A 12,713-nucleotide genomic window follows, 5' to 3' on the forward strand; every position below is an offset into this window, starting at 1 on the left:
AAGCATTAATTTGCTTATAGAGAGGGGGAGATGGCATGACTCATTGGAAAGCTTATCATAAAGTTCTTATACCTTGTATTCCCCAAGTTAGTGAGCCAGAAGAAAGTATTGAAGAAATCAAGAAATTAATGAAAAAGTCGCATTGTTATATGGCTAGATGGACAACAGATTTTGATTCAGATGTATATAAAGATTTCTATTATTTAGTGTGTGATAAATTTATTGAAGTTGAAGATGTTGAATTAAGGAAAGTAAGAAATGAATTACGAAGAGCTTTTAAATATTGTAGTGTAAAAATCATTTCAAAAAAATCTTTAATTGAACAAGGATACAATGTTTATGATAAAGCGTTCAAAAAATATATTACTAATGTAAATAAAATGAATAAACAGCAATTTGAAGAAATGGTTGAAAATTTGGATGAATCGATAGATATCTGGGGCGTATTTTATGACAGTATCTTAGTAGGCTGGGGTACAGTGAAAGTATACGATAAATTTTGTGATTTTCAAGTAGTAAAATATGACCCTGATTTTTTAAAATTCGAGATCAGTGCTGCTATTAATTATTCGATAAATCAATATTATATAAAAAAACACAATAAATTTATTATAGCCGGTACTAAATCATTAAATCATGATACGAATATCCAAAACTACTTAGTAAAGAAATTCAATTACAAAAGAAGATACTGTAAGTTACATGTAGTTTATATTTGGTATGTACAAGTCCTTGTAAGATTCTTGTATCCTTTTAGAAAATTTTTTTATAAGTTCAAAACAGGTGTTTTTAGTAAGATTGCTGTTGTTTTAAGACATGAAGAAATAATAAGAAGTCAGAAAAAATTGGAAGTACAACTTAAAAATCAAATGTAATTAATATCAACTCATTTTTATAAATTTTGGATTGTAGGTGATCAAAAATGAAAATAGCTATAGCAGGAACAGGTTATGTAGGATTAGTCACAGGAGTGTGTTTGTCGGAAGTTGGCCATTCAGTTGTGTGTGTTGATATTGATGAGAATAAAGTTAAGGACATGAAAGCTGGTATATCTCCAATTTATGAAGCTGATCTTGAGGAGTTAATGAAAAATAATTATACAGAGGGTAGATTAAATTATACCACTGATTATAAGAATGCTTATAAAGATGCTGACATTATCATGATTGCTGTAGGTACTCCTGAACGGAACGATGGTTCAGCTAATTTAGATCATGTTAAAAAAGTAGCAATTCAAATTGCAGAAAATGTTGAGAAAGATACGCTAGTAGTTGTGAAATCAACGGTGCCGATTGGAACAAATGACAGTATTGAGGCTTTAATAAAAAAACATCTTGTAAATGATGTTCATATTGAGGTAGCTTCTAATCCCGAGTTTTTGGCACAAGGGACAGCAGTTAATGACACGCTAAATGCATCACGTATTGTTATTGGTGTCGAAAGTGAATGGGCTCGTGAACTTCTGGAGAGAGTATATCAAGCCTTTAATCAACCAATTGTTATTACAAATCGACGTAGTGCGGAAATGATAAAATATGCATCAAATGATTTCTTAGCTTTAAAAATATCATTTATTAACGATATTGCAAATCTTTGTGAAATTGTTGGTGCTAACATTGAAGATGTTGCTCGTGGCATGAGTTACGATGAACGGATTGGTAGCAAATTTTTAAAAGCAGGTCTTGGCTACGGTGGTTCTTGCTTTCCTAAAGATACGAAAGCATTGCATTGGTTAGCGTGTGATCAAGATTATGAATTGAGAACAGTTAAAGCAGCAATAGAGGTAAATGAAAACCAAAAAATGAAGTTAATAAAAAAAGCACGTAAAACGATAGAGAGTTTTGATAATGTAAGAGTTGCTGTGCTGGGTTTAACGTTTAAGCCTGGGACAGATGACTTGCGTGATGCTCCATCAATCGTAAATATTAATTATTTAGTTGAACATGGAGCAGAAGTGATAGCCTATGATCCGGTAGGTGTAAATAATGCAAAGCGTTATTTTGGAAATACAATTACTTATACAACATCTATTGAAGAGGCATTACAGGGGGCGGAAATGTGCTTTATTATGACTGAATGGGAAGAGATAATAAACATTGAACCGTCAAAATTTAAAAAGTTAATGAGTAAAGCAAAGGTATTTGATGGTCGAAACTGCTATCAACCAAAAGTAATGGAAGACATCGGAGTAGAGTATTATTCTATCGGACGAGGAGATAAAATTTCAGCATTAGAAGAAGAAACACAACTGACAGTTTGATAATTACTATTATTATTTTGTCAGAAATAAAAATTGACAAGGAGCATATTCATGAATCTGGAAGTACTGGTATCAACAATGGATCAAATTGATTATAGCTTGTTGGAAAAAATGAATATACAATCTGATGCTATAGTTATCAATCAATGTAATAAAAATGAAGTTGTCAATTTTGAATATAAAAAACATCATATTTCTTTTCTATGCTTTAACGAACGAGGAATTGGATTGAGTAGGAATAACGCTCTAATGAGAGCTACGGGAGATATTTGCTTATTTGCTGATGATGATGTGATATATGTTGATAATTATAGGGAAATAGTTATTGAAGCCTTCAAGCAAAATCCAAAGGCTGATTTAATTTTTTTTAATGTACTCAGTCGTAATTTGAAAAGACCATCATATAAAATTGAAAAAAGTAGAAGAGTAAGATGGTTCAATTGTTTAAGATTTGGTACATATCAAATGGCAGTCAGAACAGAACGTATAAAACAAGCTAATATATATTTTTCCCTTTTATTTGGGGGAGGAGCAAAGTATGGATCTGGAGAGGATAGTCTTTTTATTGTTGATTGTTTGAAAAAAGGGTTAAACGTATATACTAATTCCTCCATTATTGGTTATGTAAGTCAAAGTAATTCTTCGTGGTTCCGTGGGTATACTGATAAGTTCTTTTTTGATAAAGGCGTCTTGTTTGCTTTTATATCAAAAAGGTGGGCAAGAATTCTTTGTTTACAATTTATTTTAAGGCATAGAGAAATGCTAAGTAATATGAGTTTTAGGGAAGCATATAATGCCATGAAAAAAGGTATTAAAGAGACTAAAGGATGATAAAGTACTGAAAGAAAGGATTTAAAAATAAGTAGCTTGGCAATATAAGTGTTTTTTCGATATAAGAAATAGAATTATTTTTGATTGAAGGGTTTTTCTAGAATGGAAAAAAACAATTTCTTCTTAACTTTAATTCTGAGTCTTTTAAGTATTGCATACGTACTGGTAGATTGGAGTATAGGAATTATAAATTTTGGGGATATACTAGTATTAATAGATGCAGGATTAGTATTGACAATAGGACTATTAACCAAAACCCTACGAATTCAGAGGAATCAAATTATTATTCTCATAGGATTAGTTCTATTGGTTGTATTAAATATAATGTCAAATTTATTAATCAATCCAGATTTCTCCATTAATGAAAGCATTATTAGTTTATGTAAAGTTATATTTTATACAATAGCTTTTATTTTATTGTATAACTTTATTGTTATAAATAGGCTTGAATATAAGTTTCTTCAGATTATTAGTGTTGTAACTGTTATAGTATGTTTTATCGGAATATATATAACGCTTGCTATCTATCTGAAAGGTGTTCTTCCTTATGAATTCTTTTGGAATTTCACTAGGAATGACGTAGCAAGTTATATATACAGGGGGTATGGGTCGATCATACGAACTAGAAGTTTGTTTTCAGAACCTGCTCATTTTGGATTTTTTCTTAATTCTGTTTTAGCAATTATTTGTTTTAATAGACAAAATTACAAGATATCAAAGAAAGTGGACATTATTATAACTTTTTCCATTATTTTAACTCTTTCTTATGGATCAATACTTATAATGTTCCTTTTGAAATTGTTGCATTATTCTAACCTAGATAATGTTAGAGAAATTATAGTTAACAGCAAAAAATACTTTCCTATATTTTTATGCTTGCTTCTTTTCTTATTAAATATGGGAGATTCAATAGAGGGAACGGTATTTAAAAGAACTCAAGAGATATTTAATGGAGAAGATAGTTCAACCGACAGTAGAATTGAAGGAAGTTGGAGTTACGTCGCAGAAGACACTATATTTATTGGAAACGGAATCGGAAACACTCCAACTATATACAATAATTTTGCGTATATCTTATCGGATCTAGGATTAATTGCTTTCGTGCTTTACTTACTATTCAATTTAATCTTATTAAGATTAAATTTCAAATTAGAGATGGTTTTTTTGGTTTTAAATATTCAAAAAGGAGGATATCTTGGGGTTGGTTTTTGGATATTAGTGTTTTTATTAATAATTTATAATAGAAGATTGTCCAAAGAGTGAATTTTAATTATAGGTTAATTCATAAATGAAGCACAAATACCTGTTACCTCCTATTTAGCCATAATCTAAAAAACGAAGATGTATTGTTATAGTACATTCTAGAAGGGAGCATGAAATGAGTACCATAATTTCAGTAATAATGAGTACTTATAATGAAGAAATAGATTGGGTTAGATTAAGTGTTGAGTCAATAATAAATCAAACGTATAAAGATATAGAGTTTATAATTGTTTTGGATAATCCTGATAATTATCAGTTAAAAGAATTACTTCAAAAATATGAAAGAGAAGATAAGAGGATTAAATTAGTTTTAAATAAAAAGAATATGGGTTTGGTTTCTAGTTTGAACATTGCATTACAACATTGTACAGGCAGATATATAGCCCGGATGGATGCGGATGATATCTCTATCCAGTCACGTTTAGAGCTTGAAAAAGAATATTTAGAAAAACACAATTTAGACTTTGTTTTTGCAGGTGTTGAGATAATTGATGAGCAGGGAAATCGACTTTATCAAGAAAATGATAGAGAGCTAAACAGTAATAATTCTCGTAAGTTATTGGAGAAAGGATGTATTTCCAAACACCCTACTTGGTTTTTGAAAAAGGAAATATATGATAACTTAAAAGGCTATAGGGATGTTCCTTATAGTGAAGATTATGATTTCTTGTTAAGATGTTTAAGCAAAGATTATAAAATAGGGAAAATGAGTGAAATTTTATTATTATATAGGATACGGAGTACAAGTATTTCAAGAAGTTTTGGTTTAGAACAGTACTTAAATACGCGCTGTTTATTACATCTGTATAGGAAGGAAAAGTTAGATGATTACTCATTATTATCTAACATGACTAAAAAGTCTAGGGAACTTTGTGGAATAAAGGAAATCCAAAAATTCAACCTTGCTGATCACAAATTCAATGCTGCATTGACTTATTTTAAAAATAAAAGAATATTTAAGGGTTCTTTTGAGTTCATGAGGAGTATGTTCACTAGTAGATACTTTTCTATGAAAATTTCGGATACTATTAGATTTAAGGTGAGTGAAAAAATAATTAAGTGAAGTATTAGTGCGAAAAAGTCTATTATATACGAAGCAATCTTTCTAGTTTAAAGAAGAGGCTATCCTATAGGTTAGGTGAATACTGATTTATTAGGATAGTCTCTTTGTTTTAAGTATAAATAGATTCTCAATAGGACTTAAGGGTTTTTAGCAGAGTCCTAAAGGAGCGTAGAGTAATGAGAGTATTTATGAAGAAGATATTTAATTTATTCTTTTTAAAGAATAGTATAAAGAAAAATACTAGATATTTAGAACCAGGCACATACTCCATAGATAATGTTACAAATTTGGCTTGGAGGAAGGATTATAATACAGTAAAGTTTGTTGAAGATAACCTGGTGAAAAATACATACAATCTTAAGCGTGAATTTTGTTTTAAAGGTATAGTGAAAGGTATTCTTTCACCGAAAAAAATTATGATAAAAGATCAAAATCAGGATGAGTGCTTTAAAGGGACAGTCTTTTTTTTGTCTCATAGTGTGAATAAAGATATAAAGATATTTAATGTCAGAAAAAAAGAAGTGCTATCAATATATTCAAATGCTGATAAATTAAAAAAGAAAATTCTAGATTATAATTATTTTAGACTTTATTTTGATATGCCATGTATTAAATTCTTTGATTTTAATAGAAACATTTCTATTGAGGAATTGGTGATCTCAAAAGATAAAAAGGATTGGAATCAGAATGATTACGAAGCACTAATAAATGGTTTGTTTCATAGTTATATTAATTATTATAAATCAATACTAAAAAAAAATGATTTGGAATTTGATAGTGTTTCGAGCAAAATTAATTGGTTAAAAAGTGATAGCATTTTTTCGAATATCGGTTATATGTTAGAAACTAGGATTTCTAAGGAATTAATGTCTATTGAAATACCAATTTTTTATCAGCATGGTGACTTATGGCTACCTAATATATTGGTAAGGGAAAATAAGGAGCAGTCAATCTGTCTTATAGATTGGGAAGATTCCGGAGAGTTCTTTTTCTTTTATGATTTATTTTTTTTAATAGGGACTGAATCTTTACACAGTAACTCTGACTATTTAAAAAAGTATCTTGAAGGCAGATATGATACATATATGATAAAACTATTTAGTACGGTTAATATGGAATTTAATCAAAGTAAAAGAAAGATTTATTTCCTATTTTTTCTGGCAGAAATGATTTGTGAAAAAATGGCTAATAAAACAAATGAAGAAAAGAAAGTACAACTTAGGAATTATACTTTCCTCTTAACAGAGGTAGACAAATGGTAATCATTAAATAAGAAACAGTTTGAATCGTTTAAAATCATCTAATAATACAAAAGCTCAGAGCCTTAATTTTTTAGAGGGTCTTTTTTTTTACAACATGAAACAGAAAAAATTAAAATATCTATGTTGATTCGGTTCCATAGTGATGACATTGGGTATACGCTTCACATGAGTCTCTATAGAAATTAAAGATAAATTACTAAATGAAAGGTCACAGAAATAATGAGCAACAATAAGAAAGTAATTAGTAATTCTATTGTTTATACTGTTAACAATATAATGTTACATGCTATTAATTTCCTGCTCTTGCCTCTTTATACTAAATATTTAACTACAGCTGACTATGGTATATCAAACATGGTTAGTAGCTTTAATGCTGCTGCAACCTTTATTATTACATTTTGTTTGTATAATGCAATAACTAGATTTTATGTAGATTATAAAGATGACGTAGAAAAAGTGAAAAGTTTTTTTGGAACAATTATTTGTTTTGTAATTATTAGCGGATTTATTTTTTTAACATTAGCCTTAGTTTTTAGAAATGTTTTTATGAGTTATTTATTTTCAGGGATTCAATTTTTTCCTGTAATCTTGATAGCAGTAATTTCTGTTGTGTTTTTATGTCTATATAATATCTATCAAGAAATTTTAAAGGGTATGCAGTTAGCAATGAAATCATCTATTGTAACACTAGCATATTTTTTCATTCACCTTGCATTAAATATTATTTTTGTAGTTAAATGTCAATGGGGGGTTAACGGTGTACTATTATCAAGTTTAATTGTAAATATTTTATTTGTTGTTTTTATGTTCTTGGACTTGAAATCAAAAAAATTAATCAAATTTAATATTGATAGTAGTATGCTTAAAGAATCGCTAAAATATTCGATTCCTCTTTTGCCACATAATTTATCTACCCAAATAACACAATTAGTTTCCAAAGTGTTAATTAATAATAGTAATTCTCTTTCATCAGTTGGAATATATAGTTTGGCAAGTCACTTTGGAACAGTGTCAGATTTAGTTCAATCATCTGTTAATACTGCATATCGGCCTTGGTTTTTTGACCAAATGAATAGGGGGGAGAAAAATCTAAAATCAGATGTAAATACTATGTCTGATATATTAATGTGGATCTATGGTATAGTGTTCTTATGTTTGGGTCTATTTTCACAAGAAGCGGTATTAATTATGACTAGCGAGTCCTATGCAGTTGCGTGGACTGTTGTTCCATTTATTATTGCAACCTACACAATAAAAACACCATATTACTTTTATATCAATATTCTATTTTATTACAAGGAAGCGACTAAATATATATTTTTAGCAACTCTAACAGGTAGTATTATAAATATATATTTGTCGTACCAATTGATACCGCTTTATGGGATTTATGGATCGGTATTTGCTGATGCTATAGCAATGATATTAAGAGTGGCTATTATTGTCGTACTAAGTTACCGATATGATAAACTAGGTTATAATATATGGAAGTTTATAGGGATCACTTTCTTAAATATATCTGTTATTTTTATTGGTCTATATTTTAGTTACACTATATTTTTATATGAAATAAACTTTTGGAATTTTATTTATAAGTGTTTTATTTTCTCTATTTATATTGGATTATTTTTACTTATGCAACGAAAGCGATTTCCACTATTTTTTAAAGTACTTAAGGAAAGAAAGAAACGTAAACGTATAGATTAAAAAGAACCCCCGAAATGATAAGTAGAATGTGTTTTCGGGGGAATAATTCTTTAGTATTTATCAATACTTCATAAAAGCGAGCTTATTCTTGTTGTTAATCAAATGGAATTTCCATAGCTTTAGCCATCAATACCGGTAAATCAGTATTCTCATGAAGACCTTCATATAATTTGGATTTTGGTCCAAATGCATACACTGGAATATCTACTCCAGTATGTCCTCTAGTTGTCCACCCAATTAATGCTCTCTCAGAAATAACGTCATTAATTGCATCAGAAGGGTTTTCTGCTGTTTTTATTTTATCTATTTCTTCTTCTATCAAATCAATTTCTGTGTATTGTTTCACAACTTCTGATATATTGTTACGGTCGTTATCAAGTTGAGCCTCCATAAACTTTCCTGATGCAGTTACATTTCGGAGCAAATCAACATTAGCATCATATTGATCATATCCACCAACTGATAATCCTCCATTATCATGATCTCCCGTGACAATGACTAATGTATCATCGTTTTCTTTAGCAAAATCTAAAACTATTTGAAGTGCTTCTTCAAATGCTTCCATATCTTTCATCGCCCAGGCGGCATCATGGTCATGTCCAGCTGAGTCAATTTGACTTCCTTCAATCATTAAGAAAAAGCCGTCATCATCTTTTTTTAAGATGTTAATAGCAGCCTTGGACATTTCTGCAATACTAGGTTCGATTGTTTCTTCACGATCTAATTCTGGTGCCATGCTATCTTCTGAAAATAATCCAATAAGTTTTGTTGTATTAGTAGAATCGTCTAACAGTTCATTTCTATTGGTGACAAAAGTATAACCATTATCAGTGGCATCCTCGATTAAAGAATCGGAGAAATAATTACTCCCACCACCTAAAATTACATCAACGTCGTTTTCTAAAATTTGTGGTGCTATATCCTCTTGATTTGAACGGTTATCTACGTGGGAGGCAAAACAGGCTGGTGTTGCATGAGTAACAGCAGATGTAGCTACGATGCCTGTTGATTTTCCAATTTCCTTAGCTGCCTCTAAGATTGTTTTTAACCCTTTTCCATCGGGTGAAGTGCTAATCATCCCATTATTTGTTTTGACGCCTGTTGCCATAGCTGTAGCTGCTGCTGCTGAATCGGTCACTTCACTGTTAGCTGAATAATTACGGTGCATTCCTACCAGCATGGAGTCTAAAAGTGTTTCCTCTCCTTTATACCATCTGTAACAAGTAGCATAAGAAGTTGAGAAGCCATCAGCAATCATAAAGATAACATTTTTTGCGTTATCTCCGTTATCGTTGCTAGATTTAACTTTAGGAGAGGAGGTTATGAAAATTCCTCCAATTAAGCTTCCTAAAATAAGAGTTAATATAATAATTGATAGTATAATTCGTTTCTGTTTCTTTTTTATCACTGTTTTTCCCTCCCATCTATCTTTATAAAAAAGTATAAATGGTATGTAAGATATAATAATGAGGTTTTAGGTATGAAAATACGTCATTTATATAAATAATAGAAATGAGAACTAATCAGGATACTAATTCACAAAAAAAGGTCTCCCAAAAGCGAACTTTCGGGAGACCTTCGTTTTAGTTTAGTTATTAGCAGCAGCTTCCTCCGCCTGCTTAGCATAATACTCCTCAGCAATCTGATCGATTTCTTTCTTCAGTTCCTCAACCATGATTTCCTCAGGCACTTTGCGGACAATCTTCCCTTTTCTGAATAGCAAACCCTCGCCTCTGGCGCCTGCGATACCGATATCAGCTTCGCGCGCTTCTCCTGGTCCGTTAACAGCACAGCCAAGTACAGCAACCTTAATTGGCGCTTTGATCGTACTGATATATTCTTCGACTTCGTTAGCGATGCTGATTAAGTCAATCTCGATTCTTCCGCAAGTAGGGCAAGAAATAAGTGTCGCAGCATTCGAAGCTAGTCCGAATGATTTCAGTAATTCACGTGCTACTTTCACCTCTTCAACCGGATCGGCACTTAATGAGATACGAAGTGTATTTCCGATTCCCATGTGGAGAATAGGTCCAAGACCGGCTGCACTTTTGACAGTTCCAGCAAAAAGAGTTCCCGATTCTGTGATACCTAGATGAAGCGGGTAATCAAAAGCTTTTGCAGCTTTTTCATATGCTTCAATCGCCAAGTTAACATCAGATGCCTTCATAGATACGATGATATCGTGGAAATCTAAGTCCTCTAAAATTTTAATATGATGAAGGGCGCTTTCTACCATACCGTCAGCTGTAGGATAGCCGTATTTTTCAATGATTTTCTTCTCAAGCGAACCGGCATTGACACCGATACGGATCGGAATTCCTTTTGCTTTTGCAGCATTTACGACAGCTTCCACTTTTTCACGGCGGCCGATATTACCCGGATTGATGCGGATTTTATCTGCTCCGCCTTCGATTGCGATTAACGCTAATTTGTAATCAAAATGTATATCTACTACTAATGGAATTGAAATTTGTTTCTTTATATCGGCAATGGCGCGAGCTGCTCTTTCGTCAGGACAAGCAACACGGACAATTTGGCAGCCTGCTTCTTCTAAACGTTTAATTTCTGCAACTGTAGCCTCAACATCATGCGTTTTTGTAGTTGTCATGCTTTGAATAAATAATTCATTGCTGCCGCCGATTGTCAAATTGCCGACTTTGACGGGACGGGTTTTTGAACGATGTGTGATTTCACTCACGTTTTTTCTCTCCTTTATTCCTGCTGTATCCCAGGAACGATATGAATATTTGCGTTCAGTTTTATATGGCGCTATAGAGCAATGCGCTCTGCGCTATCTTTATAATTTCAGAAATACATACATTAGTAATTGTATCAGTGATGTCTAGTTTTTGACAACAGTTTGACTATCATTGACGGGTTTAGAATGATTTGTCAGGGAGTGTAGTCCGGAATTTTATATGTTTTTTCGATTTGCATTTCGTGTGGAGATTGTCCATCGTTCAGTTTTTGAAAATCAAGGATGATTTTATCGATTGGTTTCGGCAAACTTCCTTCCTCGCGCTCAATGATGCTCAACAGCGTATCTCCCGGTTTTACCTCAATTTCATTGTATGGAAGCTCAGGCTTTGCTTCCTCTGCAGTAGCCGGTACAGAAGCGGCCGGCAAAGTACCAGTTGTTAAATCAAAATAGACGCTATATATAATAAGCCCGACTAAAAGCAGAGCAAATATTTTTTTCAACCGTTTCTCCCCCGATCATTCCCCTTTTACTAATATGTATGAGCTATGAGAGATGTTTATGCCGAAAAATCGGCACATAAACAAAAAACAATAATTGTAAACGCCATTAATATTTCGTTTATAATTCGGACGGATAATGGACAGGGACGATTAAAGAGAAGATTCGCATAAAAAAACTAGCCGGGTCACAACCGGCTAGCATTTTTTAGTCTATTGTTTGAGTTTTTTGTTTTGGAAACGGAATTTCTTTATAAGCGAGGTACACTATTACGAAGGATACACCCCAATTTACGAATACGCCCCCGATTACAATCACTTGCATTGCGTTCATGATGGCAAAGAAGATGGTCGCTAATGTTACGCTATATGCTGAGATGCGCCACATATGTCGATATTGCAGTTTCTTTTTGTTGATATTTAAGATAAGCGTTGCGAACAATGCCAACATCGTAATTTCGATAAACTTCAATCCTGCTGTAAATATGTACGAAACAACTATGATAATGGCCAATAAAATTGTCAGTAAACCATCCATTTGCTCCATAAATTGCATAATGTTAGCCTTTGTTAAGTCAAAGCCTTCAAATAAGCTGTATGGTTGTGATTGCACGACCCCGTTAGTGACGAGTACAAATTCAGTCGGTAATATAGCGAGCGCATTATCCGACTTTAAAGCGATATCATTCACAGACCAAGTACCTTGTGCATCGAAGTAAATATCAAATTCATCGTTAGTAACTTCAATAGGAGCGTCATTATCAGCTTGCAGGTGTCCATTTGAAATTTCGAAGTCAGGCAATTTCTGTTCGATGGCATTTTGAAGTGCTTGGGCACCGTTATTTACACTATTTGCTGTCGTGATGAAAACGGGCAATGATGAAATCAGCACCAGTAAAAAGACATACAATATCGTTTTTCCGATTCCTTGAAATCTAAACTTGGCAATATCCTTTGGAGAATAAAGGCTTAGCCATAACTGTTTGAAAATATTCATTCTGTCACACCTAATTTCTACATAGTTACTGCTAATTTTACTTCCCGTAAGTGCATATTACAATAAATTTAAAGAATTCTATAACTAATAGTTAAAATAATTGTTGATTATAAGAAGAAATGTAAATAATAC

Annotated in this window: 11 protein-coding genes; 7 read left to right on the forward strand and 4 right to left on the reverse strand. The window is 32.0% G+C overall.

Features of this window, described 5'->3' with window-relative positions; all coding sequences use genetic code 11:
* Positions 1–35 precede the first annotated feature (35 nt).
* The 7 genes from IEO70_RS04550 (at position 36) to IEO70_RS04580 (ending at position 8,386) form a co-directional block, all read left to right on the forward strand.
* Entirely contained in the window at positions 36–875 is an 840-nt protein-coding gene (locus IEO70_RS04550) for a hypothetical protein (RefSeq protein WP_190997173.1), read from the forward strand.
* A 47-nt stretch (positions 876–922) separates the two neighbouring features.
* The gene (locus tag IEO70_RS04555; RefSeq protein WP_190997174.1) at positions 923–2,260 is read left to right on the forward strand and encodes a UDP-glucose dehydrogenase family protein; all 1,338 of its coding nucleotides are present in this window, start codon (positions 923–925) and stop codon (positions 2,258–2,260) included.
* 51 nt (positions 2,261–2,311) lie between these two features.
* Positions 2,312–3,091, forward strand: a complete 780-nt coding sequence (locus tag IEO70_RS04560; RefSeq protein ID WP_190997175.1) for a glycosyltransferase family A protein — start codon at positions 2,312–2,314, stop codon at positions 3,089–3,091.
* A gap of 102 nt (positions 3,092–3,193) precedes the next feature.
* Positions 3,194–4,354: a hypothetical protein gene (locus IEO70_RS04565; RefSeq protein ID WP_190997176.1), complete on the forward strand. Its 1,161-nt coding sequence runs from the start codon at positions 3,194–3,196 to the stop codon at positions 4,352–4,354.
* A gap of 115 nt (positions 4,355–4,469) precedes the next feature.
* A complete protein-coding gene (locus tag IEO70_RS04570; protein ID WP_190997177.1) occupies positions 4,470–5,417 on the forward strand; it encodes a glycosyltransferase in 948 nt (315 codons plus the stop codon).
* Between the two features lie 176 nt (positions 5,418–5,593).
* A complete protein-coding gene (locus IEO70_RS04575) occupies positions 5,594–6,679 on the forward strand; it encodes a phosphotransferase (RefSeq protein WP_190997178.1) in 1,086 nt (361 codons plus the stop codon).
* A gap of 219 nt (positions 6,680–6,898) precedes the next feature.
* Positions 6,899–8,386, forward strand: a complete 1,488-nt coding sequence (locus tag IEO70_RS04580) for an oligosaccharide flippase family protein (RefSeq protein ID WP_190997179.1) — start codon at positions 6,899–6,901, stop codon at positions 8,384–8,386.
* A gap of 94 nt (positions 8,387–8,480) precedes the next feature.
* Here IEO70_RS04580 and IEO70_RS04585 read toward each other — a convergent pair whose 3' ends face one another.
* From IEO70_RS04585 to IEO70_RS04600, 4 genes are all read right to left on the reverse strand, one after another.
* On the reverse strand, positions 8,481–9,794 hold the full coding sequence (locus tag IEO70_RS04585) for an alkaline phosphatase (protein ID WP_328820866.1): 1,314 nt from the start codon (positions 9,792–9,794) through the stop codon (positions 8,481–8,483).
* A 180-nt stretch (positions 9,795–9,974) separates the two neighbouring features.
* A complete protein-coding gene (gene ispG, locus IEO70_RS04590) occupies positions 9,975–11,075 on the reverse strand; it encodes a flavodoxin-dependent (E)-4-hydroxy-3-methylbut-2-enyl-diphosphate synthase (protein ID WP_328820869.1) in 1,101 nt (366 codons plus the stop codon).
* Positions 11,076–11,278: 203 nt separating this feature from the next.
* A complete protein-coding gene (locus tag IEO70_RS04595) occupies positions 11,279–11,587 on the reverse strand; it encodes a hypothetical protein (protein ID WP_190997181.1) in 309 nt (102 codons plus the stop codon).
* 205 nt (positions 11,588–11,792) lie between these two features.
* Complete coding sequence (locus tag IEO70_RS04600) at positions 11,793–12,581, reverse strand: DUF1189 domain-containing protein (RefSeq protein WP_190997182.1); 789 nt, start codon at positions 12,579–12,581, stop codon at positions 11,793–11,795.
* Between the last annotated feature and the right edge of the window lie 132 nt (positions 12,582–12,713).

The sequence above is a fragment of the Peribacillus faecalis genome (genome assembly GCF_014712675.1).
Lineage (GTDB): Bacteria > Bacillota > Bacilli > Bacillales > DSM-1321 > Bacillus_AD > Bacillus_AD faecalis.